At 38.5% G+C, this 24,477-nt stretch carries 23 protein-coding genes and 1 pseudogene; 16 read left to right on the top strand and 8 right to left on the bottom strand.

Annotation, left to right across the window (positions count from 1 at the left end):
* The first annotated feature begins 459 nt into the window (after positions 1-459).
* Positions 460-1,202: pseudogene (locus N782_RS00110) on the top strand (Fic family protein).
* A 108-nt stretch (positions 1,203-1,310) separates the two neighbouring features.
* On the opposite strand, the gene N782_RS21710 reads toward N782_RS00110, so the two are convergent.
* Together N782_RS21710 and N782_RS00115 are read right to left on the bottom strand one after the other, a co-directional pair.
* A complete protein-coding gene (locus tag N782_RS21710; RefSeq protein ID WP_202595656.1) occupies positions 1,311-1,451 on the bottom strand; it encodes a hypothetical protein in 141 nt (46 codons plus the stop codon).
* Between the two features lie 23 nt (positions 1,452-1,474).
* Entirely contained in the window at positions 1,475-1,906 is a 432-nt protein-coding gene (locus tag N782_RS00115) for an Rrf2 family transcriptional regulator (protein ID WP_036814982.1), read from the bottom strand.
* Positions 1,907-2,053: 147 nt separating this feature from the next.
* Here N782_RS00115 and hmpA point away from each other — a divergent pair, with 147 nt between their 5' ends.
* Positions 2,054-3,271, top strand: coding sequence for an NO-inducible flavohemoprotein (hmpA, locus tag N782_RS00120; RefSeq protein ID WP_036814985.1), 1,218 nt, complete (start codon positions 2,054-2,056; stop codon positions 3,269-3,271).
* Between the two features lie 100 nt (positions 3,272-3,371).
* Here the strand turns inward: hmpA and N782_RS21715 are convergent, their stop codons facing one another.
* On the bottom strand, positions 3,372-3,548 hold the full coding sequence (locus N782_RS21715; protein WP_272913632.1) for an SE1832 family protein: 177 nt from the start codon (positions 3,546-3,548) through the stop codon (positions 3,372-3,374).
* Between the two features lie 76 nt (positions 3,549-3,624).
* Positions 3,625-4,869, bottom strand: a complete 1,245-nt coding sequence (locus N782_RS00130; RefSeq protein WP_237582186.1) for a dicarboxylate/amino acid:cation symporter — start codon at positions 4,867-4,869, stop codon at positions 3,625-3,627.
* A 402-nt stretch (positions 4,870-5,271) separates the two neighbouring features.
* Here N782_RS00130 and N782_RS00135 point away from each other — a divergent pair, with 402 nt between their 5' ends.
* Together N782_RS00135 and N782_RS00140 are read left to right on the top strand one after the other, a co-directional pair.
* Positions 5,272-8,271: a carbohydrate binding domain-containing protein gene (locus N782_RS00135; protein WP_036814991.1), complete on the top strand. Its 3,000-nt coding sequence runs from the start codon at positions 5,272-5,274 to the stop codon at positions 8,269-8,271.
* Positions 8,272-8,485: 214 nt separating this feature from the next.
* Positions 8,486-9,238: an NERD domain-containing protein gene (locus N782_RS00140; RefSeq protein ID WP_036814994.1), complete on the top strand. Its 753-nt coding sequence runs from the start codon at positions 8,486-8,488 to the stop codon at positions 9,236-9,238.
* Positions 9,239-9,445: 207 nt separating this feature from the next.
* Here the strand turns inward: N782_RS00140 and N782_RS00145 are convergent, their stop codons facing one another.
* Positions 9,446-9,940, bottom strand: coding sequence for a competence protein ComK (locus tag N782_RS00145; RefSeq protein WP_052111064.1), 495 nt, complete (start codon positions 9,938-9,940; stop codon positions 9,446-9,448).
* A gap of 502 nt (positions 9,941-10,442) precedes the next feature.
* Here N782_RS00145 and N782_RS00150 point away from each other — a divergent pair.
* From N782_RS00150 to N782_RS00170, 5 genes are all read left to right on the top strand, one after another.
* The gene (locus N782_RS00150) at positions 10,443-10,961 is read left to right on the top strand and encodes an RNA polymerase sigma factor (RefSeq protein ID WP_036814997.1); all 519 of its coding nucleotides are present in this window, start codon (positions 10,443-10,445) and stop codon (positions 10,959-10,961) included.
* 311 nt (positions 10,962-11,272) lie between these two features.
* Positions 11,273-12,001, top strand: coding sequence for a LytR/AlgR family response regulator transcription factor (locus N782_RS00155; RefSeq protein ID WP_036814998.1), 729 nt, complete (start codon positions 11,273-11,275; stop codon positions 11,999-12,001).
* A gap of 22 nt (positions 12,002-12,023) precedes the next feature.
* Positions 12,024-13,628, top strand: a complete 1,605-nt coding sequence (locus N782_RS20525; RefSeq protein ID WP_052111065.1) for a sensor histidine kinase — start codon at positions 12,024-12,026, stop codon at positions 13,626-13,628.
* Positions 13,629-13,805: 177 nt separating this feature from the next.
* Positions 13,806-15,833 carry a flagellar assembly protein A gene (locus tag N782_RS00165; protein ID WP_036814999.1) on the top strand — a complete coding sequence of 676 codons (2,028 nt, stop codon included), beginning with the start codon at positions 13,806-13,808 and terminating at the stop codon, positions 15,831-15,833.
* A 38-nt stretch (positions 15,834-15,871) separates the two neighbouring features.
* Positions 15,872-16,066 (top strand): aspartyl-phosphate phosphatase Spo0E family protein, encoded by a 195-nt coding sequence (locus N782_RS00170; protein WP_036815000.1) that lies wholly within the window; start codon positions 15,872-15,874, stop codon positions 16,064-16,066.
* 450 nt (positions 16,067-16,516) lie between these two features.
* On the opposite strand, the gene N782_RS00175 is transcribed toward N782_RS00170, so the two are convergent.
* Positions 16,517-16,783, bottom strand: a complete 267-nt coding sequence (locus tag N782_RS00175) for a hypothetical protein (RefSeq protein ID WP_036815002.1) — start codon at positions 16,781-16,783, stop codon at positions 16,517-16,519.
* Between the two features lie 499 nt (positions 16,784-17,282).
* On the opposite strand from N782_RS00175, the gene N782_RS00180 reads away from it, so the two are divergent.
* The 6 genes from N782_RS00180 to N782_RS00205 all read left to right on the top strand — a co-directional run bounded on the left by N782_RS00180 (position 17,283) and on the right by N782_RS00205 (position 20,911).
* Positions 17,283-17,504, top strand: coding sequence for a DUF1659 domain-containing protein (locus tag N782_RS00180; RefSeq protein ID WP_036815004.1), 222 nt, complete (start codon positions 17,283-17,285; stop codon positions 17,502-17,504).
* A 34-nt stretch (positions 17,505-17,538) separates the two neighbouring features.
* A complete protein-coding gene (locus N782_RS00185; protein ID WP_036815006.1) occupies positions 17,539-17,754 on the top strand; it encodes a DUF2922 domain-containing protein in 216 nt (71 codons plus the stop codon).
* Positions 17,755-18,082: 328 nt separating this feature from the next.
* Positions 18,083-19,327: an IS91 family transposase gene (locus N782_RS00190; RefSeq protein WP_052111066.1), complete on the top strand. Its 1,245-nt coding sequence runs from the start codon at positions 18,083-18,085 to the stop codon at positions 19,325-19,327.
* The gene (locus tag N782_RS00195; protein WP_052111067.1) at positions 19,302-19,556 is read left to right on the top strand and encodes a hypothetical protein; all 255 of its coding nucleotides are present in this window, start codon (positions 19,302-19,304) and stop codon (positions 19,554-19,556) included. The genes N782_RS00190 and N782_RS00195 overlap by 26 nt, the downstream gene beginning before the upstream one ends.
* A gap of 343 nt (positions 19,557-19,899) precedes the next feature.
* Entirely contained in the window at positions 19,900-20,571 is a 672-nt protein-coding gene (locus tag N782_RS00200; RefSeq protein WP_036815008.1) for a hypothetical protein, read from the top strand.
* A 70-nt stretch (positions 20,572-20,641) separates the two neighbouring features.
* Positions 20,642-20,911: a hypothetical protein gene (locus tag N782_RS00205; RefSeq protein WP_036815010.1), complete on the top strand. Its 270-nt coding sequence runs from the start codon at positions 20,642-20,644 to the stop codon at positions 20,909-20,911.
* Positions 20,912-20,991: 80 nt separating this feature from the next.
* Here the strand turns inward: N782_RS00205 and N782_RS00210 are convergent, their stop codons facing one another.
* Both N782_RS00210 and N782_RS00215 read right to left on the bottom strand, forming a co-directional pair.
* On the bottom strand, positions 20,992-22,710 hold the full coding sequence (locus N782_RS00210) for an Ig-like domain-containing domain (RefSeq protein ID WP_036815013.1): 1,719 nt from the start codon (positions 22,708-22,710) through the stop codon (positions 20,992-20,994).
* A gap of 121 nt (positions 22,711-22,831) precedes the next feature.
* The gene (locus N782_RS00215; protein WP_036815016.1) at positions 22,832-23,335 is read right to left on the bottom strand and encodes a hypothetical protein; all 504 of its coding nucleotides are present in this window, start codon (positions 23,333-23,335) and stop codon (positions 22,832-22,834) included.
* 804 nt (positions 23,336-24,139) lie between these two features.
* Between N782_RS00215 and N782_RS00220 the strand changes: the two genes are divergently transcribed.
* Positions 24,140-24,475, top strand: a complete 336-nt coding sequence (locus N782_RS00220) for a hypothetical protein (protein WP_036815019.1) — start codon at positions 24,140-24,142, stop codon at positions 24,473-24,475.
* Positions 24,476-24,477: the final 2 nt, after the last annotated feature.

Raw genomic sequence — 24,477 nt, forward strand, 5'->3', positions numbered from 1 at the left:
TTCTGTTACGTCTTAGGAATAGATTGCTATTCAAATCATTATAGAAATTGTTCCTGTGCGGGCCCTTCTAAATTGTTTCCTCCTTGATGCGAACTATGACGTTTGACGTAAAAGTGAAATTAGAGGTTTCAATAGCTACTATTGGCTACTCTCATATAAACTTAAGTGCTTGATACAATTCGAAAATCTTTTCTATTAAGAAAGCCTTCCAGAATTAAGCATCTCTTTATTAAAATGGGGAAGGCACCGTCTATAAAGCTTTGTATCCCTGGGTAAAATAAAGTTATAATGAAGATATGTGAACAGGAGTGAGAAGGGTATGAGTATAGTAGTGATTAAGAGGTCTCTCTCAACTATCTCACACAGGCTTCAGAAAAGATTAAAGGACCGCCCTTTATACCAACTCAACGAAAAAATGACCTACCTGATAAATGTTAAGAATGTAAAGAAGGTGTTGTAATGAGTACTATTCAAAGAATTGATCAGCTAAAACAGGAATTGGATCAATATTTACCATTACCACCGGAGGCTGTGAAAAATCTAAGGGAAGTGTACAAAATTGAATGGACGTACCATTCTAATGCCATTGAAGGTAATACATTATCGTTAGTAGAAACCAAAGTAGTGTTGGAAGAAGGATTGACGATTGGTGGAAAGCAGTTGCGAGAGCAGTTCGAAGCTCTTAATCATGCTGAAGCCATTGATTATATCGAAGAGCAAATAGGTAAAGAAGTACCGATAGATGAGTCATTGATTAAGAATATACATTCTCTGATTATGAAAAACATTGATGATGCGAATGCAGGTGCATATCGGTCTATTAATATGAGAATTTCAGGTAGCGAGCATCAGCCTCCGCACTTTTTGCAAGTTCAACAGGAAATGAAGGAGCTATTAAGATGGTATGAAAAGAACAGAAAAGAATTGCATCCTGTAGACTTAGCAGCTCTATTTCACTTTAAGTTTGTATATATTCATCCTTTTTCTGATGGGAACGGAAGAGCAGCCCGCTTGTTAATGAACCTCATTCCTATGGAGTTCGGTTATCCCCCTGCGATTGTTAAAGCAGATAAAGATCAACGCCTGAAATATTATCAGACTCTGGAAATGGCAGCGTCGAAAATAATAGTTTCCCTTTTGTAGAACTTATATATGGCTTTTGTGAGGATAGCTTAAACACTTACCTGAATATCGTTAGATAAAGTCTATACGCAAAAGAAAGCCCAGCAGAAACATTTCTGTTGGGCTTTTTGACGTTTCGTAAATACTATGTTTGTTTGATTTCTATATATAAGAAACTTCCATTAATATTAATTTCCTAGTAATTTCATCCAACCAAATACTGCAAGGACAAAGAAGACCAACCAGAACAGTACTCTACGCAACGTTCTGGGTATGGAAAACCAATAAGCTGTCATTTTTAATGAAGTTCTGTCTTCGTTATCTTTCATGTTACTCCCCCCCCTAAAAATGGTTATTTCAACAGGGCATAAAGCTGCTCTTTATTCGTAACCATATCCCCTAATGTATATTTATCTAATACCGAAATAAAAGCTTCTAGCGCTTCATTCAGTACTCCTTTTAGTCGGCATGCTTCAGATATCACGCACTCATTATTCTCTTTATCAAAGCACTCAACGATATGAAAGTTTTCTTCCATATCCCTAACTACATCACCAATATTAATAGCTGATGGATCTTTCCCGAGTCTCATGCCACCGCTACGTCCACGGATGGTTTCAATATATCCTGACGTACTAAGCTGACGAACAATTTTGATAAGGTGATTGTTAGAAATGCCATATATATATGCAATCTCTTTCGAGCGGACGAGTTGGTCTTCCTGTCTTGTGGCAAGAAACATCAATATTCTTAACGAGTAATCGGTGTAATGGGTTAAATGCATCTATTCTCACTCCTATATCATACTTTGTGAACATTTTATAAAAGTTGCATGTAAAATGTTGTTTTTATAAATGGAATGCCTTAGCCTTAAATATATAAGAGCGAAACAAAATGAGCAAATGCTGAATAAGAGAAAGGGAGTTTTACCATGTTAGATTCAAAGACGATTGAGATTGTAAAGAGTACCGCACCGGTATTGCAGGAGCACAGTCATGCTATTGGAGTTCGATTTTACGAATTACTGTTTACGAAAGCGCCTTCCTTGTATAACATCTTTAACCAAACCAACCAAAAAAGAGGGATACAGCAGGATGCCTTAGCGTATTCCGTGTACATGGCAGGAAAACATATCGACAACTTAGACGCCGTCAAAGGAATGGTGGAAAGGGTAACCGAAAAACATAGAGCGCTTGGAGTAAAAGCAGAACAATATCCAATCGTCGGAGAAACCTTGCTAGAGGCAGTGAAAGATGTATTGGGAGATGGTGTGAATGATGAGATTATCGAAGCATGGGGGAAAGCATATCAAGAGATAGCGGATATTTTCATTAGTATTGAAAACGAGCTTTATGAGCAAGTAGAACAAGAGGTAGGTGGATGGACAGGTCTTCGTTCATTCGTTATTGATCAGAAAGTGAAGGAAAGTGATGTTATTACTTCCTTCTATTTAAAAGCTCAAGATGGAGGGCCAATCCCAACGTATCAAGCTGGCCAATACTTAACGTTACAAGTGGATATCGAAGGAGATCAGTACTCTCATATGCGACACTATACCATCTCAGATGCTCCAGGGAAGGATTATTACCGCATTAGTGTGAAACGGGAGGAAGGTTCGACAGAAGTGCCTGATGGGAAAGTATCGAATTATTTACATCATCAGGTTGGAGAAGGAGATGTTCTACAGGTTACGGCACCTGCTGGAGAATTTACCGTTTCTACAGAAGAAATGCCACTTGTATTAATAAGTGGAGGTGTCGGAATCACACCAATGATGAGCATGCTAAAGGATACAATCAAAGAAAATCCCGAACGAGAAATCACGTTTATTCACGCAGCTCAGAACAGCAATGTACATGCGTTGCAGCAAGAAGTATTAGAGATATCCAAACAATATGATAACGTAACATCTTATCTTGTTTATTCGGAGCCAACAGCACAAGATAGGGCAGATGACCGTTTCGATAGAGAAGGATTTATTGAAAAAGAATGGTTACAAGGCATTCTAGAGGATAACCAAAAAGATTTCTATTTCTGCGGACCAGTTCCTTTTATGAAAGTGGTCAATAACGCGTTAAAAGAGTGGGGAGTTCCTGCCGAGCGTCGTCAGTTTGAAGCTTTTAGCCCAGTGAGTACGATTGAGGCATAAATGTTAATCATATAATCATTTCATTTAATAGAAAAGCCATGCAGTTGAAGACATCCCTGCATGGCTTTTCATATATCAAGCTTTGTTGTATTTGTGCATCTCATGCATTCACAAGACGATGCTTTAAATTCGCTAACTCCTCTTCCAACTCTTCTAATTGTTTTTCAATGTTGGCAGTGCTTCCACCAATAGACTCTTTCTTTTCTAAATCTCCCTGCATCCGAATGTAATCCGATTTTAAGAGATTGATTCGGTCTTCTATTTCTTTTTTCGTCATATCAGCCAAGCCTATCATCCTTTCCTAATTCATTTTCTTCCTAGAGTATAAACCATCCCATTTGCATGTTGCTACCCTATGCTGACTCCTGCTCATGCTCCTGCCCTTTTTCCTCCGACTGATTAACCACAGCAGATCCAACAATGTCACCAAACACGTTAGAAGCTGTACCAGCCATTCCAATCAGAACATCCACTCCTGCAATCAGGGCGACGATTTCGAGAGGGAGGTTGAACATCGTCAAGACGGCTGATAGCGTGACAAGTCCAGCTGCGGGTACGCCGGCCGTTCCGATGGAAAGTAAGGTTCCAACTAGAACGATCATAAAAAAGTCGGTGACGGATAAGGATAAATTCGTGATATTAGCAGCGAATACAATCGATGCACCCATCCGTAGTGCGCCTCCGTCCGAATTAAATACGGCCCCAAGCGGAAGCGTGAAGTTCGCTACTCGTTCGGATATACCTGATTTCTTCGCTGTATCAATCGCCACAGGTAACGTTGCAATACTACTAGAGGTGAAGAATGCGGTAACGTACGCATCTTTTGTCGATCGGAAGAAAGGTAGGACAGGTGCACCTGATAGTTTCAAAATAGGCGTGTACACAATGAGCCAAAGGAGGATAATGCCTCCATAGAATACACCTGTAAAACTAAGCAAGGATTGTAGCGTGCCCCATCCCTGACCTCCAAACGAAGATGCGCTAATCGCAAGAATTCCTATCGGAGCATAGAACAAAATACCGTTTAATAACTTATAGAACATTTCGTTAAGGGCGTTAAAGAAACGGTCTAACATTTCTCCAGACTGTTTAATTTTCTCCTCGTTCGAAAACTTCATGGTAGAGATGGCAACACCGATGATAATCGCTAGAAAGAGAATCGACATCAGATCCCCGTTTACAAAGGGAGCGACGATATTTTCTGGGATAATGTTAAATAAAACATCCTCAAAGGACGGCGTATCAGGCTTCTCCACATCTGCAGCTGGAAGACTCATATTCTCTCCTGGACTAATCCAAAAGGCGAGCCCAAGTCCAATGAATACAGCTGCTGCTGTAGTAATCGCATAGTATAATATGAGCTTCCCCCCCATGCGGCCAAGCTGTGTTACGTTCATCTGATTTACGGCTAATACGACTGTTAGGAAAATAACAGGAATAGCCACTAAACTAAGTAAGTTAATCAGAATATCGCCAAATGGCTTCAGTACCTCTGCCTGCTCTCCGATGAGAACAGCTAGAAGTGTACCACATAGAAAACCAACGAACATTTTAAGTACGAAGGATGTTTGCATGTATGTATTGAGTAAAGCTTTCAAGGAATGTACCTCCTTATCGTAATAGGTATGTGTATGATGAAGTCCTCTCGAATTCTATCATTTTTAGATAAGGAAATATAGTTACATAATCGAAGCGGTGCCTGCTCAAGCGGAGGTTGCGATTCCTATCTCTAGTAATATTTTAATGGTAAACATTTCAGTTACTTGTCATTTTTTCCTTCTAAAAGACTAGATAATTTATTTGAAAATTGTGATATCCTCAAAATAGGTAAAGTTGTTGATTCGACTATTTTTTTGTAAGAAAACGAAAGCGGTTTCGAGTTTCGCTGATCGTACATAACATATTTTTTTACAGCAAAACGAAAGCGCTTTCGTAAAATGAGGTGGCCCATAGGTAAAGGACCTATTCCACATACATCGAAACATCAAAAAGGAGGAAATGTGTTGGGAAAACGAGTATGGATCTTGGTCTTGATTGTTCTGTTGTGTGTAGTGAATTCGGTTTCGATTCAGGCTGGGGAGAAGAATAAAGAAAGTAACGAGGATGTCAGTCATGTGATGGATGTATTGCCGAATCAAAAGAAGAATGGCAATGCTGCATTATCCAATGTAGAAGTGTTGGCGATGATGAATCATCTTTTCGTTAAGCAAGATAATGGAGAAGGTAAGTGGGAAGATAGTGTGCTACATAACGCTATCGATGCCGGATATTTAGGTGAGACGCTTGGTGCTGACGTTTCACCAAACGCAGCAATCAAAACAGAGGAAGCGCTATCTGTTTTTAACTACTTATTACCATTCGATGAATCGATATTGGATGATCAAACTTGGAATGGAAATAAACCAATGAAACGAAAGGACGTTTCGCACTTATTAGAGGAAGCTTTTGATTCCCTAATAACTGAAGAAGGTACGTATGAAGATCAAACAATGGAAGGCAATGTGTTACTTACCACAGATGATGTTACGTTAAAAAACAGTGTAATCCAGGGAGATCTTATCATTACAGCTGGAGCGGCACCAGGGAATATTGAACTGCACAATGTGACGGTAGAAGGTGATGTTTATGTGCACAAGGCCGTGGAGAATGATGTGAAATTCGTGAATTCAGATGTGAAACAAGTGGTTGTGTATGAATACGGAGATAAGAAATCCGATTGGTCGCTTGTATGGTCAGATGAATTCATGACAGAAGACATTGATGAGTCCAAGTGGCAGTATGATATCGGAAATTGGATTGTGGATGAGAACGGAAATGGAGTTGCACCTGGTTGGGGTAATAATGAGTCCGAATACTATACGGATTCCGACGAGAATTCCTATATTGAAGACGGAAAATTAGTCATCAAAGCGCAGAAAGAAGAAGAGCCAATCACGGATAAGTTTGGTTCGTATGATTATAGCTCAGCTAAGTTAAAGACAAAGGATTTATTCAGCAAAAAATACGGTAAATTCGAAGCTCGTATGAAATTACCGGAAGGACAAGGATATTGGCCAGCATTTTGGATGATGCCAGAGGATAGCGTGTATGGTGATTGGCCAGCTTCTGGTGAAATCGACATTATGGAGGCTGCTGGTAACGATACGAAAACAATAGGTGGAACAATTCACTACGGGGAGGAGTCTCCGAATAATACGTATAACGGAGAAGAATACCACTTTCCTGAAGGCGAAGATTTTACTGGCTATCACACGTATTCCATTGAATGGGAGCCTGGCGAAATTCGCTGGTATGTAGATGGCGAGCTTTATCAGACCCTGAATAAATGGTTTAGTAAAAGCCCAGGACAAGCTGCCAAGAATGCCTTCCCAGCACCATTTGACCAAGAGTTCTATATCATCTTAAACCTAGCTGTTGGAGGCTGGTATGGTGGAGAGCCAGATGAAACCACTGAATTTCCAGGAAAAATGAAAGTCGATTATGTACGCGTCTATGAACTGACAGGAAGAGACTACATGACACCGGAAGAGCCTACTGTAGAAGACGTTGAATTACCTGAAGACGCGAAGCAGCCAAAAGAAGATGGAAACTATATATATGACCAAGACTATTCCAATGGATTCACTATTGTAGATGAAAATGGCGATCAACCAGATCCTACGTATTGGAACTTCCTTACGTTACCAGATTTCGCAGGAGAAGGTAGCATTTCAACAGAAGAAATCGATGGCGATACTTTTGCGAAAACATCGATAACAAACCCAGGGAACGCGCTTTGGTCCCTACAGCAAATTCAGCACCTATCGATCGCAGAAGGTGGAACCTATAAAGTGACGTTTGATGCGAAATCCAATACAAGCCGCAACATCATGTCGAAGGTTTCAGGTGGAGCGGAACGAGGTTACGCAAACTACTCTGGGGAAAAGACGATGAACTTGACGGATGAAGTTCAAACCTATGAGTACACCTTTACCATGAATCAGGAAAACGATTTGGCAGCACGCCTTGAGTTTAACATGGGGGCAAACGGAACAGCACCTGTTTGGATTGGCAATGTCCGTGTAGAAGACATTACCGGCGAGCAGGAACCGATGAATGAAAAAGAGCCACTTCCAACTGGAAACCATGTGTACAACGGAACATTTGACCAAGGCGATATGAGCCGAATGATTTTCTGGGATTTTCATGATAAGGAAGGGGCTTCAGCAGAAGCAAGTGTGGATGCCGATACAAGAGAACTGAAGGTGGATATTGCGAATACAGACAACAATCCGGAATCCATCCAATTGAAACAAACAGGTCTGCAGCTGTTAGAGGAAAATGAGTATGAGCTAACTTTTGACGCTCGGGCTGCTAGTGATCGAACGATTCAAGTGGATGTTCTGAGTAAAGATAGCTCGCAATCTTATTCAACAAAAACAGTAGAGCTTTCTGAAGATATGGCAACGCACAAGGTTACCTTCACCATGCCAACTGATATCACCGATCGAGAAGGGCAGCTCGTCTTCCAATTAGGTGGAGCGGAAGCGGATGTGTTCTTGGATAATGTAAAACTAGTTCAACCAGTAGATTTACATCCGTTAAAGAATGGTGATTTCACATCTGGTATGGATAGTTGGGTTCCTTATATCCATTTTGATGCAAACGCAGAAGTTGGTGTTCAGGATGGAGAGTTACAAGTAGATATTGCGAATGCAGGTAATGAAACCTGGAGTGTCCTACTCGAGCAACCAAATATGAAATTCTCCAAAGACGTAACCTACAAGGTAAGATTTGATGCACGCTCTACCATGTCACGAGATATCGAGGTAACACTGGAGAATGCCAACTATACTCGCTATCTTAGTGAGAAAGTTACATTAGAAGAAGACATGAAGACTTATAGCTTTGAACTGAAAATGTCTCAAGATGACACTGTAGCTTTGAAATTTTTAATGGGACAATTTGCAGAGGAACACGATATCTATATCGATAATGTCGATGTGGAAGTAGTGAAATAAGAGGAATTGTAACCATTCCCGAATGCCTCAGAGCTAAATTATATAGCTCTGGGGTTTTTCGTTTATCATGATAAGTGTGCGCTGCTTTTTCTTATATAATAACTAGAGCCATCTAGGTATCTCCTAAAGAATTACTATTTTCTGAGTTTCTATTGCTGATATAGGACTTTTCCAGTATAATACACGCCAAAATATGTAAGTAGAGGTGGCTCACATGGGATCCATTTTTATTCTATGCCTGATTATCGCATTATCCGTAGCACTTGCTTCCCCATCCATCAAAGGTAGAATAGGCGAGGCGAAATTATCCTTTCTATTAAATCGTCTTCCCTCAGAAGAGTACCACGTGTTAGACGACCTACTGATTCCATCCAAAAATGGGACAACGCAAATCGATCATGTGGTCGTATCTCCTTACGGTATCTTTGTAATTGAAACGAAGAACTATAAAGGCTGGATATTTGGTGATGAGAAAAGCAAGTACTGGACGCAAGTCATCTATAAGCGAAAAGAGAAATTCTATAATCCTATTCATCAGAACTTCGGCCATATTAAGGCATTAGAATCGGCGTTAGAAGGCTTATATGAAGGTACATATTATTCCATTGTTTCCTTCAGCTCGAAAGCTACATTAAAAGAAGTGACAGTTACCTACCCCGATGTGGAAGTCATCAACTCCTTTCAAGTATTGCAAACCATCAAAGCTTATAATCAGCCCGTCCTTTCTAACGCCAAAATCAAAGGTATCCTCTTCAAGCTACAACGATTGAATCAAGCAGACAAAGGAAGCAAGCAAGAACACATCAATCAAATAAAGACCGCAAGACAGAAAGAACAGGCCAATGTTTCAGGGAATACCTGTCCAAAATGTGGGAACCAACTCGTGCAGCGGACAGGGAAGTATGGTGCATTTTTGGGGTGTAGTAATTATCCTAACTGTCGGTTTGTTTCGAAAAAAGCTACATAGATAGAGGAAGAGGGTTGGACTAATAGAGTTCAATCCTCTTTTTGATGTAGTTCTGAGCATAGGGAGATACGTGCTGGTACGCAATATGTGGCCGGACGGGAAGGTTATCCACGATTTAAGAGCATGCATCAGCGCCATCCTCCCACTCTTAGCATCCTCAAAAAAGAGGACTACATCCAAATGTAGTCCTCGTTTGAAATTATATCGCTATTCATCCCTACTCCAATGATCAAAATGAGCAGAACAATGATACGTACGTTGTTTTTGTTCTTTAAGTATTTCATAAGATACTGGAACAATGAGTTCTACATCATTTCTAAATAGGATAAGGGTCTCTTTGTCACTGATAGCATACATATCTTTGATGTGTGCCGGGAAGATCCACATGCACTCAAAAAGTTCTGGTGACATGGTTGGGAATGTGTATATTCTGTTATAAGGTTTAATACCGATTGGTGCTTTGTTTTTATATCCGAATGTTAACAATGCGTATCGTTTCCTACCACTATAATCAGATCCACCTTCCAGACATGCCCCTTCTATTAACTCACGAGGTTTTTCTTTTCTATAAATCTCCCCTTTATGTAAATCAATAATAACAGATTGGTATATTTCATGTGCAATAGGTAAAACACCTGCTGTGTTGAGTCCAATTAAGCCTAATGTTCTCCGTTTATTTCTCTTATTCACTTCTTTTTTCATAAGTTTGTAAGCTCCTTCTCGTATCCATCTCGTATTATAAGACTTTAAATAATGTATCAACCTTTCTCATCTGTTCACTCTTGTTGAATGACTCTCCTTTCCCGGTTCAATTCATCTTACAACTCTGTCTCGACAACTAACAATTTATAAACTTTTATGTAGTAAGGACAGAAAACTGAAGCTATAGAAAAGTATATAAGTAAATAGTTGGATACTTTTCTATAAGTATTATATAAATATACCTATCAAAAATCCTATAATTTACCAAAAATTAATAATATATACAATAAATTTACAAAATAGGTGTTTAATGGATGGGTGAAATTGAATTTCTGTCCATACGTGTCGTTTGGTGGTAGGTATTGGGGTTTTTGAGGTATGTATGTGATAGAAGGCAACCAATTAAACGATAGGTTCACCGATATGAAGTTCCACCCTCTTTTATCTATTCTAAAACTACCGCGGAATAACTAGAAGGCGCGCTTTTAGTAAAGAGGAAATCGTGGAGACACCAACAGTAGATTGTGAGCAATTGATTGAAGACTTTAAACCAATGGTTCATCACATCATTCATAGACTAGGTATCATGGATCCTGAAGGAGAATTCTATCAAGAAGGCCTTCTGGCATTATGGGAAGTGAGCCGTACCTACCAGGAAGGCAAAGGCAAACTATCTTCATATGTATATTTTATTGTGAGGAACCGGTTGATTAGTCTGTTACGAAACAAGAAACGTAAGCAAGAGCATATCGATGAGATTATTGCCATGAGTCATGATGAGGTGGAAGTCGAATTGGATGCAGATCCATGGGATTGTTACTTGGTAGAAGAACTAAAAACGGTACTTACAGAGAATCAATGCAAGTGGCTGGAAGGTTATGTGATACAGGACTTATCGGTTAAGGAGATTGCTAGAAAAGAGAACGTTACGGTGGATGCTGTGAAGAATTGGGGTCGGAAGGCGAGGGAGAAGTTAAAGCAGCATGAAGGTCTGTTGGAGTATGTGGAGTTAAACGCATAGGGAAAGTCAAGTCAAGCAAAAGGGATGTGGTTAATTCACCACATCCCTTTTGTGTATAGAATAAAGGAAAATAAGGGTAGCTATAGAAACTTCAACTATTGGTGCTATGACAGGCTTTTGAATCCAACATTCAAATCTTATATAGGAATATTCATGTACCTGAACTAGACTTTTCAACCTTTTCACATGGAATGAAACGTCTGTATAACACATGTTTAGCGATTTAATCTGTTAAAATTATACTTAAATATAAGATACATATATGACTATTTTTATAGTGTATTCCATTTTACATAGTAAGAGGTGAACAAATGGCAACCTATAACGTACTAATCGCAGAAGACCATGAAGAAATTAGAGAAATTTTAAGCGCATTTGTTGATTTACATACAGATTTTGAAGTAACCAAAGAAATCGATGATGGAGCAAAATTACTAGAAACCGTTAATAAACATAAGCCAGACTTGTTACTTGTGGATATAAGCATGCCGTGTCTTAATGGAGTGCAAGCCATTCGTGAATGCTTAGAGGTGTATCCTCGGCTAGCCTTCATATTTGTTACAGCCTATGATGGCTATGCTGCAGAAGCATTTGAATTAAATGCAATCGATTATATTGTAAAGCCTGTCCAGAAGAAACGGGTATTTGCTGCTCTAGAAAAAGCAAAGATGTTTCTCCCACAAGGATCAGGGGCACAGACAGCGAATGTGAATAAAAAAGTGGAAGTGCGTTTCGGTAGAGAAATCTATTTTATTGATTTACAAGACATTTTGTTTGTCGAGAAGGTTGCTAGAAAGCTATATATTCATACGAGCTATAAAATATACGAAACGATCAGTACGCTCGAACAATTTGCCAAGCAGTTAACCAATCAATTTATTATGTCGCATCGTTCTTCTATTATTAATGTGAAAAACATAACGCATATACAGCTATCAGGGAATGCCTATCTCGCCTATTTTGCTAACTATCAAACGCCTGCCCCCATTTCCAAACAGAAAGTAGATAAAGTGAAAGAAAGTATTAAACAAATAATGTAAGGAAGAGGAATGAGGAGTTTGAATGGAAATTATTAGTGTTAGTGTAGGTGTAATTGGGCTTAGTTTATTTGGGCTATATGTATATAAATATTATTCTCTTCAGAACACGATTGAAAAGGTAAATCACACGGAGTCTTTGTATTACAATAGTCCAAATATGATATGTACCATTACCATTGATGGGGTGATTGAAGATGCTAATCATCTCTTTTTACATGAGACAGGATTATCTCTAGATGATGCTCCGTCATTTTATTCGTTGTTTGTACAAGCTGAAGAAATAGAGCGAAAAATACAAGCCTCTTTTAATGAAGAAGAAGTCACCTACTATCAGTCGATATATAATCGTAATGACGAAATTGTGACGGTTTCCGTGACACATATACCTAGTCTCGAGACCAAGAAAAGCAAGCGGATAATGGTAGTCCTACAAGATGTGACGGAATTACAGCGATCTAAAGAAACAGCATATCAAAAGATGTATATGAAAAGTACCATTCTTTCTACGATCTCAGAAGGGTTACTGGTTCATGATGTGGACGGAAATGTGACACTAATCAATCAACGTGCTGGTGAGCTATTAGGAGTATCGAATGAAAAATTATATTCCTTAAACCCTTTCATCGAACAAAAACAACTCCAGTTTATAGATGAACAGGGGAGAGAAGTGACTAAGAGTCAACTCCCTGGCATCAGAGCATTCCAAGAAGATGTAACGTATGAGAATCAGGTGCTCGGTCTAGTCAACCAATCTGGTTCCCCATCACCAAAATGGCTGATGTTTAATGCATCCCCATACTATCTCTATGGTGAAAAAAAGGGAGTGCTTCTCACGTTTTCGGATATTACAGAGGAGAGGGAGCGTTCCATCAAGCTAAAAGAGGCAAATGAACACCTTCAAATAGCCATTGAAGAGGAGAACAAGGCAAGCCAGGCGAAATCGGAATTTATAACAAGGATGAGTCATGAACTACGCACCCCTTTGAACAGTATCATTGGCTATAGTGAACTTATTTTGGAGTTACAAGATGAATCCCAACCTTCTATAGACATCAAAAGAGTTGAGAAGATTCATAGAGCAGGAGGACATCTGCTTCATTTAATTAATGATTTATTGAATTTATCCAAAACGGAAATGGAGCAATTGGATTATAATAAAGAATCAATCAATTTGTACCGTGTTACAAAAAGAGCTATTGAAATTGTACAACCGTTAAGTGAGAAACACATGATTACCATCCAATTTATACATAACCATTATGAAGGAAGTGAAGTGGTCGGGGACGCCCTTCTGGTAAGGCAGGTATTGGTCAATCTTTTAACCAATGCCATTAAATACAATAAGGAAGAAGGTAAGGTTACCATTTCCATTGATCAAGAAGATGAATATGCGACTATCTATATAAAAGATGAAGGGATAGGCATTCAAGAAGAGTATGTATCCCAAATCTTTGATTCCTTTTATCGAGTTCCTTCAACAGAGGCATCTGGAAGCGGAATTGGATTAAGCATTGTAAAACAATTGATTGAGAAAATGGGCGGCACGTGTGGAGTGAAAACCAAGGTCAATGAAGGTAGTACATTTTGGGTATCACTACCAACGAAACATGAAAGTATAAGGGAATAATTAGGTTGGGAAGTGTCTGAAAGGTCGGGTTAGGTACACAAAAAGAAAGAATAACTGTCTGTAATTCCCTTTTCCACTCACTCAATACCTACTTTTTAACTAGACTAAAAGAACTATATACCATAAAATGACACCAATAGACATAGTTCCTGGAAATGATAAAAAGGAGGGATAAGGATGGCGACTCAATCAATTCTATCTAAAGGAAAAGACGTGCAAGATGCATTACAATCAGCCCTGAAGTTGCTTGGCGTAAAGAAAGAAGAAGTGGATATTGAAATTGTTGAGCAAGGGAGGAAGCGATTCTTTCGTAAATCTTCCAAACCAGCCATCATCAGAGTGAATCGGAAGCAGCAAGATCCAAACAAAGAGGACCACTCTTATGAAGGTATAGCCCAAGCTATTAGGGATGTAGAAATAACAGAAGAAATGATAACCGCCCTTACTTCCTCAAAGGGACATGTGGATGGAAAAGCATGGATTGAAGATGGAGAAGTTCAAGTAGGTACCGCAAATAATGCCTATCCAACCTTAATCCCAGGGAACAACATGCACGTATATGTAGACGAAGTACATGTGGAGCAGCCGACTATCATAACATCAACAAGTCACTTACGTGTGGAAATGTCATCTGACGTAACGCCGACTCAATGGTCCATCGACGTAAGTGAGGACCAGTCCAAAGTAAACCTGCATGTTACTCCAGGATCTCGAACGGCTTATGTATTAAAGGAGCATCGCCCTTCCTCAAAGGTTGCTCTAGAAAGCAACGCTCATCAAACCGTCGAAAACGATGTGAAGCAAGAAGACATCTTGAAAGCTCTTGAAAAAAAGGGAGTAATAGATGGGATTAACATAGAAGTTATACTTGAAGCTATCCAAGCCACGGAAGAAAGAACGTTTGTGATTGCTGAATGCGAACCAGTTACACATGGTCAGGATGGTTATATTGAGTTCTCCAAGAACTTCTCGGAACAGGTTACTCCTAAAGTGTTGGAAGATGGAAGCTTGGATTACCGTGAAATTCGTAAAATTCCTTCTGTTTCATCAGGGGAAGTAATCGGCACCATTAGAGAGCCTGTACCTGGTAAAGCAGGTAGAACCGTCTTTGGCGAAACTGCAAATCCGAGACAGGGTAAACCAGTATCCGTTAAACTCGGACAAGGCTTGCATTTAGTGAACGATAAGAAAATTATTTCCCTACAAGATGGCCGTCCAAAAATTCGTCATCATAAACATTATGTGGATATCACACTACTTGAAAAACTCATTTTAACCAATGATATCAATATTTCTACAGGAAATGTCCGATTTGGTGGGGACATTGATATCCATGGTTCAGTGGAAGAAGCAATGGAAGTAGAAGCAAAAGGAAATATAAACGTAAACGGATTTATAAGTGGTGCTACTATTGTTTCTGGCGATGCCGTCACCGTAACCAAGAACGTGTTGAAAAGTAAAATCATGTCTGGCGAAGCTAGTTTTATGCTGGAAGAAGTAGGCGAAAACCTCGACAGCGTAACGCAAAAGTTCACCGGTATCATGTCAGCAGTAAAGCAACTCCAGAGTAAACCAAAAATAAGAGAACAAATCACCAATGAAAATGCCCGAAGTCTAATCAATGCTATTATCAATCAAAAGTACCCTTCCTTCCCGACGCTTATGAAGGAATTATACCGAAACATCGTAAAACATGAACATACTATCGATAAGGAATGGGTAGAGCTCGTGAAGAAAATGAACAAACTTTTTGTCCTGCAGCTTCCACGGCATGCTCCTATCGAAGACTATCAATCTTTATATGACGAACTTCTGACCCTTACCGAGTTCAAGGAAACAGATACAGAGCCTAAAGGTTCTGTTACCTTCCCATATGCGATTAATAGTACAATTCAATGTGACGGCCTCATCGAGGTCTTGGGCGATGGGTGCTATAACACCAATATGTTCGGTCAATACGTGTACGTTAATGGCTTCGTACGCGCAGGTGAAATATATGCCAAGGAAGAAATCAAAGTATATGAAGTCGGTTCCCAGAGCGGTATCAAGACCTATTTGCGTGTCCCTAGTCATGGCACCATCGAGATAAGCTATGCCCATGAGGATACAGTCATTCAAATTGGAAAACGTATCCATACCTTCACCATTGCACGTTCGAATGTGAAAGCGAAGCTAAACGAGGATGGGGAACTTGTATTTCATTAAGATTCTCTGAAGACATATGTAGAAGGGGATGAACGGCTATGTCCAAGCAAGATGCGAACAGGTTGTTTTTAGAAATTGAGAGCTTACGAAAACAATTATACAATTATTATCAAAGAAAAGAGCTCGCTGACCCTTCTATTGTGGAGAAAAGTGCAGAACTGGATGAGAAGATTACGGAATATATGAAACTGGTGCACACGAAGAACCATGGAAGAAATAGCATATTGGGGTGAAGGGTTCTGGAGTATGGAAAGTACGATCGTCATTAGCCTTCAAGAAAATCACTATTGTATGAAACTTATGATTTGTGACATATACAACTCTCATCTAAAAAATGCTCAGTCCTCTGAACTGAGCGTTTTTTCGTTATATAGGAAATTATAAAATTCAAATCTTGTGTTATAACTCAAAAAGTGATTCGGCCACGTCCAGCTCCAGCTCCAGCGCCCAGCGACTAGTATGCTTCCCTCGCCTACGTACGATAAGTTAACATCGAATCACTTAGTTCATCGTGTTGCCTTTATCTCCTACGGCTCAAGGGGGAGTTCGATTAAGATCGCTACATCGTGCAGCAACATCGAACCAACCCACGTCGTGTGGGAAGCAGCATATACGTCGCTACCCGGGCACCCCGAGCTTTTGTTCTTATGTATCTTCATTACTTCTTCAATGCAACATGAACATTAGGCTTCGTTGTCTTCTTTTAAAAAAGAAAAAATTGCTTTCACCTCTTTGTGGAATAATAGCAGAAGACCTATAATCACAAAGAATATACTTAAGATATAAGGGGTGTTAGCCCCAATTTCATTCCGTACTTGTTGGAATTTTCCGGGAGGACCACTCCATCCACTCATACTAGGGATATAGTTGGCCGTCGCAAGATGTATCATTCCAAATAAGAATATCCCACCCATGAATACAATCGCTCCTATGAACGTTAATCGTTTCATTTCTCCCCCTCCTTACTTCTTAATCTGTCCCTTATGTCATCGGTTTTACACAAAGATGTATTTAGTAGAACAATAACTCAAACAAAAAAATCCGAAAACCCTAAAAATACACAATACATCCATAAATATTGTGGGATAGTAGAAAAAAAGCTTCACTAACATAGAAAAATTTTAATATATTACCAAATTAGATACAACCATACAAGAAAAGATGCTACAGTTGCCAACTTATACACTTTTTCTGAAAAGGATGTTGAATGACGCGATGGAAGAGCAGCATGAATGGAAAGAAATTATGAAAGATATTATCAATCGGAACAATCCCATTCCATTACTATTAAGGAGGCATTGAATGACCTCATTGATTGTCTATAACCCTTAGAATAGCAATTTAATAAGAGTCCAAAAGGTATGAGAACATATCTTTTGGATTTTTTATATATTCGGACACCTCTTTTAATAGTTGTTGCGATTATACCTATGAAAGGAGGTGATCACGATGGCAGTTTCCAACCTAATTAACTCCCAACTTCAACTCATTTTCGAAGATGGCATGGATGATGACGGAAAACCAGTACTAAAGAACAAAAACTTCAACAACATTAAAACCGATTCAACGCCAGATCAGCTTTACGCTGTAGCCACTGCATTAACTAGCCTTCAGCAACGTACGTTATACGGTGTAGAACGTAACGATGCGAGTGAATTATTCGAGTCTTAATTGGCTCTAACTAAAATAGAAAGGAGGTAATACCATGGCCAAGAAACTTGAACTGAAATTTCTAAATGAAGAGAATAGAACGGTGACGATTTCCATGGACCAACCAATCGAACCAGTTGACCCAGTTGCTGTGAATGCAGCAATGGATGAAATCATCACGCAAGGTTGTTTCTTTTCTAGCGGTGGAAATCTTATTTCTAAGAAAGAAGCTAGAATTGTCGAGCGTAATGTGTTTGATGTTCAATTATAATAAAGTAGCATGCCTCTTATAAAAGGGGCATGCTTTTTTATTCTAGGAAATTATAAAATTCAACGCTTGTGTATAACTAAAAAGTGAAGTGGCCACGTCCAGCTCCAGCGCCCAGCGACTAGTATGCTTCCCTCGCCTCCGTACCGATAAGTTAACATCGAATCACTTCGTTCATCGTGTTGCCTTTATCTCCTACGGCTCAGTCCAGCATATACGTCACTACCCGGGCGCTTGCGCTTTTGTTCTTGTCTAGGAAACTATAAACGGTCTGTAGTTGTGGATAAGTTTAATGATATCATAAAGGTAATTTGATTAAGGAGTTTGTACAATGGGGTATCACGGCTCAGGTGTAATCAAGAAAATACTAAAAGATCATTTTGCTGGTTTTTGGGACTTCCATTCAACCAAATTCCCCGAGTCCCTACGCGATGATATTAAAGAAACGGTAGAGAAGACCATTAAATGTCGAACGAGAGACATGGGATATGCTCGTTATGAATGTCTGGGATGCGAAGGTGAAACAAAATCTGTTTTTGTACATTTCTTATGTAAAAGTAGATTTTGCCATGCTTGTGGGAAGAAATATTCCGATGAATGGGCTGAGAAGCAAGAAGAGATGATTTTTAATGTTCCTCATCGACACATGGTTTTTACGATCCCCCAAGAGTTACGAAGGTTGTTCTATAAAGATCGAAAAAAATTAAATGAACTAAGTAAACAAGTAGCTAATGTGTTTCAATATCACAATTACTATAGAAGTAAGAAACGAGGTCTTCAATCGGGTGTCATTACAGTTATTCATACATTTGGCCGAGATTTAAATTTCAATCCCCATATTCATGCCATCGTGACGGAAGGTGCATTGGATAAAGATGAAAAATGGGTATCTAGTGGTGGATATATTCCTTATGATTACTTAAGAAAATCATGGCAGAAAGTAGTGTTAGACTGCTTGAAAAAGTGGTTTCCAAATCATAAGGCTGTCCAAAGCTTGATTGATAACCTTTATAAAGGCTATCCGAAAGGGTTTTATGTGAACGCTGAGCAAAAGATTAAGAATGCCAAAGGTGTAGCGAGGTATATTGGTCGTTACTTAGCTCGCCCTGCCATAGCGGAATATAGGATTGAAAAGTATGATGGGGAATTTGTTCACTACTGGTATGAAGACCATCGAACAGGCAAAAGAGTAGATAAGAAAATCGGTGTATATAAATTTTTGTTTGAAATTCTTCAACACATCCCACCTAAGCACTTTCGAATGGTAGGACGATATGGTCTTTATAGTAGAAGGTCCTATAGGAGAGCGAAACAAGTTCTGAGCTTATACGCATATATGAGAACGAAACAAATCGAATTCGTCCTTCAAAAGAAAAAATCGAAAAAAACGTATCGCCAAAGACTGATGGAATCCTTTCATAAAGACCCTTTGAAATGTCCATTTTGCGAGAGGAAGATGGACTTAGTAGAGGTGTGGCACCAGGATTACGGGCTCGTTTATCATTATATGGAGGAAACAAAATTTGCCAAGAAGTGGAGGGAGCACGGTCTTGTCCAAAGAAAAAAAGCAGGATAAAGCCAAAGCACAAGAAGAATCAGAAGAATGGTTAGAAGAACTGTTGGGTTTAGACAAGGAAGAAGTCTTCATTGATTTTAAGTGCAAAGAATGTGGTGAAATCGATAAGGTACCGGAGTACGTTATCGATGAATTTAGTGTGGACTTAAAACCTGGGGAAGAAGTGGAATTACATTGTCCGGTGTGCAACGGCACTATCACAAGAGCGAAAGACGCCCCAAGTGAATGATCAACACTTGGGGACGTGATTTAGTCGCGTCAGCGATTTTGTTCGTTAATCAAACGTTTGATCAATTTTCGCAAGTGTTGGAAATAGACTTCAATACAAATAAACTATATAATATAAAAGTTCAGATAAAAAAATATCTATAAACTAGTAACTTCCTTTCGCTTAAAACGACAGATATAAATGAAATGTTTAACAAATAGATAGAAAGGTTACGATTTTTGGTAGGTATTCCATATTTTGCTTAACCAAAAAATCCATCTTCAGCCCCATGGGATATTTGTTGCATAATGGTATACTATTTTCTAGAATATGGATATAAGGAATATATTTAGGAGGAGTTGTCATGCTAAAGAAGTACATCATGCCATTGTTTTTTACAACCTTTCTCGTAGTAGCAGGGTGCAGCTCTGATGGATCAACAGATCTCGAGAATGCAGATGATATGAAAGATAATGAACAATCGACAGATCAAGAAGGTTCCTCAGATAAAAAGTCTAATGAAAGTTCCAATGATGCTGGAGAAGGTAACAGCGGTAATAAAGACTCGAAAGATGGAGAAGATTCCAGTTCAGGTGGAGGAGAATCTGACTCAGATTCCGACCAAGGGGACTCTAGTTCTAACTCTAATGATGGAAGCTCTGAAGAGGGAAGTGCAAATAATAGCAACAGCGAGGAAGGTTCTAACTCAGATGGAGGTGGCTCTGCGACAGGGGATAACTCCTCTGATGATGGTAGTGCTAACAATAGTAGTAACGAACCTTCCGGTGAAACAAGAACGTTCACCTTTAGTGAAGTGAACGGAAATGCCGTAAATATTCTTACGGGTGTAAATGGTGTAGAAATAAAGCTAAAAGATATTAAAGGTGCTACAGCTAAGAGTTCTGTATATCTTAAAGCGAACGACAAAAAGATTGACCTAACGTTCAATAGAGAAAGAGGAAGTTTCCGCAACATTGAGATTACTCAAGCAGACGTAGATCAATTGAAAAATTCCAAAGTCGTTGTGAAAGGTTAAATATGGTATTGTCGAATAGGCATGAATCCTGCATAATAAAAGTAGCGTAAGCACTAAGGAGGAGAAAATCATGGCTATGATTGTAAAAGAAAAAGAACCTGTTATTCGTAACGTAGCTGGAGTAGCGAATGCACTAAAAGTACCAGCATCTTCTCTAGAAGTAGAGTCAGGGTTGGAAAACCTTTATCTATCTATTACAAAAGATGGAGAAGATAATTTATTCCCATTCACTTATAATGAAGAAAAGGATGACTATCGTATTCTTCAAATACCATTTAAATACTCAGAAGAGGATATTTTAAATGGAGAAATCATCCAAGTGGAAGTAAAAGATTCGTAGATTTTACTTATTAATGAAAAAATAAAAATCGAAGCAAGAAAGATATTTTTCTTGCTTCGATTTTTTTATGTTATAAAATGTTATTCTTCTCCTGTATCTACCTCTAAATTAGATGAAGAAGATGGATAGACTGGATTTTTTGAATCACGATTAGCTTTATAAAACTCCACTAAGTCTTCAATGATATTATCACTAATTTCATGACCGACTCCTTTATATAACCCAAAAGCCCCCTTGGCTCCTGACTCGAAATAAAGGTTTTTGTTGTTATTCCATCTTGTTGGATACATCTCTTCCCCTAAAACTTCTTGTATAAGTCTTTCTTCTTCAGGACCAAATGTATCGCTATACCCATACGTATCATTCTCGTCTGTTTCTCCTTGGTAGATGAAATTTGCTACTTGATTATAAGCTTCCATATTGAAAGAGTGCCCAGTGATGTCTTTATAATCACTAATGCCAATTGGGTAAATGAGGTCCTCTCCTTTAGCTTGCTTAGAAGGGATTATTGCCGTACTGTTCACACCACCTGACGCGACAGCTTTTACACGTTCAGGATATAATGCAGCCCATCTATTGGTGAAGTTTCCACCAGCTGAATAACCTGTTAAGAATACTTTCTCTTCTACAATATTTTGATCATATTCGTTTAAATACTGAGTTGCATGATCAATCATTGCCTCAAGCTGTCCCTCAACATCTACCATGTCATGAATATCATCACGTGTATATCCTTCTTGCTTCATCTGGGATAGGAATCGATCATCTTTCATGACTTCTTGATATTTTTGTTCTGACAGCGTAACAGTGTATCGGTCCAGCGCATGAGTATAAAAATATCCATCTTCATAGTTTAACCGCGGTCTTGGAAAAGCCGGCATCAGTACTGGTGACCATAAAGTGTTTCCAAGATCTTGAGATAAGGGATGACGTTGAACCTGTCTTCTTGTATCTTCTAATGTTTTTTCATAGTCGTTTGATGAGCCAGTGTTGTTTGGTAAAACCATTAAATAACGCGATGAATCTATATGCTTGTCTTTATTGTAATCTGGAGGCATTCTCAAAAAGTATGGATAATTAAATCCTTGATCTGGCATGGCGGGAATCATTACAACTTCACTATCATCGCTTTCCGTTGGCAAAGTCGGTAACCCTGATGTATTAAAATGTACGTAGTGACGATGGCCGTCTTCCATATAAATTTTCAACATATAACTAGTGTTTAATTGGAGAGGGTTTAATTCTTCGTTTGTATCAACCAGAAGGTTTTCATCATCGGTATAGATTCGCTTATTCAAGTTGGAATCATTTTTGCTAATCCCCATCAAATCAATATTTCCAGTATCTATTCCAAGTTTAGATATATCAACTATTGGATTATATGGATTGATAAGATTTTGTATGTTGTGTGATGTAGTTTGTGAAGATATGACTTCTTTACTTGGGATAGTACTTGTTTGAACAGTGAAGTCCATTACAACTGCATTTTTTAACTTATATCCATCAGTAGATTTGATATCACTTGAGATATGTAATAGATAAGATTCACCTGGTGTATAGCCTGAAGGTGGCGCTTCAACTACTACAGAATTACCATCTACAATCGTTGTGTTAACATTCATTTCTTCTCCATCCAAATTCGTAACACGAATGGATTCCTCATTTATTGTCTCTTCATCCAGTGTGGTGTTGAATTGAATCGTCCACTTCTTCTGCTTACCAACCTCTGCTTCACTTATGTTTGGTAACAGAAGACTAATAAAAAATAAAATAGTTAATAAAAATAACGTTCTTTTCATCCAAACCCTCCTTATAGGTGAATTATTACTCTATGGTAATATCGGTATATAAAACTTGAATTTAATACCAAATTCAAATGAATTCATAGGAGGGTTTTTTTGCTATGTTAGTTGTGGGGATTTACGTTTTAAAATATCTCCTGTGGATGTAATACTTTTGAATGTCATGTCTGAAATTTTCTATTACACTCTTTTTTTCTTCCTTATAATACTTATGTAGTTGAGTGGGAGTCGTTCCCAAGCATAATCCAATATTAAAATAATCATTTACAATGTTTTTATATATGTTTTGTCGATATTCATAAGTTGACGTTACAATATTGTTTACATCTTCATATAGTTTTTGAATTTGTTGACTAAGATCAACATCAAAGATTGTTCCATTTAATGATGTTTTTACATTCCACAATTCAATTTCAATATTCAATTTTTTACCCAAAAAAACGAGATAGGGAAGTGTACCGATATGTATTCTTCTTAATTCCTCAATATAAGAAAATTGATTCCATACATAGTGTTCATTCAATTGAGTTAATCGCTTTTGAATAAGTTCTACCAATTCTTTATATGTGATCTTTTTGGTTGAAGGTATTTCATTACCATTTAATAGTTGATTAAGGTTCATAGAGCACTCCTAAATTCATTGACATAATTCAGAATATTCAATCTAATGGACATGTACTTAAAGTGAGTCGCTGAGTAGGATCTTCATATCAAATAGTCCATATCAACTCAGAGATTCATTTAATGCCTATTGTATTTGACGACTGTAACACAATATTCGTTACGTATAAACGAGATAATAAGTGAAAGTCAGCTTAATTGATAATGTAAAAACATACTCCTACCAGGACAGATATTCCCTGATATATTAATGAAACACTTTCACGATTGAATCGTAATTAATAATACTACGTAAAAACTCTCGGAGGTGAGCACATGGGGATAGGATCGTGGATTGCCTTGTTTGTTGTTATTTTCTTGGCTATAGGTGGATTTAGGAGAAAGAAGAAGTAACCGCATGTCTATATATTATAGTAGAAAGTTGCTAGTTATCCTTCAAATAGATAGCTAGCTACTTTTTTGTATTCTATCATAAAATCTCCCAAACATATCAACGAGTAAACACCCAGGTGACTTCATTTCCTCACAAACTTCCACATCCTACATGTTTTGTTATTTTTAAGAAAGTGAATAGTGTAGTAGCATAAAATTTGTTAGAAAATTAAAACAGTAAAACAGGAGAGGTATTGGATCAATGGGTACATACATATGCGATTTATTTCTTTATTTATTTCGGGTTCCTGTTCGGGATGGGGATCTATTATTTTTTCAATGTCCAGCTCCAGCGCCCAGCGACTAGTGTGCTTCTCTAACCCGTCTCGTGTGAGTGTGGTCATTATTTCAGTACTAGGATTGATTTTATCTTATGATTACGGACATCATTACTATCTACCAATGGGCGCTCCGATTGTCGGCTGTAACATTGGTATTACCTTTCTTGGCCGTCATGTTCTGGAGAAAGGTAACCAAGCGCGCTGTGTTCATTAGTATGCTATCATCTGGAATTATCACGACGATTTGGCCGTTGCTTGGGACAGGCTGGAACCAAACGATTGTCGGGTTCTTGATTTCTCTTGTTACCTTAGTAGGCATTAGCCTGATGACAGAGCATTCGGAAACGGAAAAAGTGAAGGCGGTGTACTTTGAGGATTTTGACCGTAGTAAAACGACGTATCAGGAGTCACCAACCTATCATGCATAAAT

The sequence above is a fragment of the Pontibacillus yanchengensis Y32 genome (assembly GCF_000770635.1).
GTDB lineage: Bacteria > Bacillota > Bacilli > Bacillales > BH030062 > Pontibacillus > Pontibacillus yanchengensis.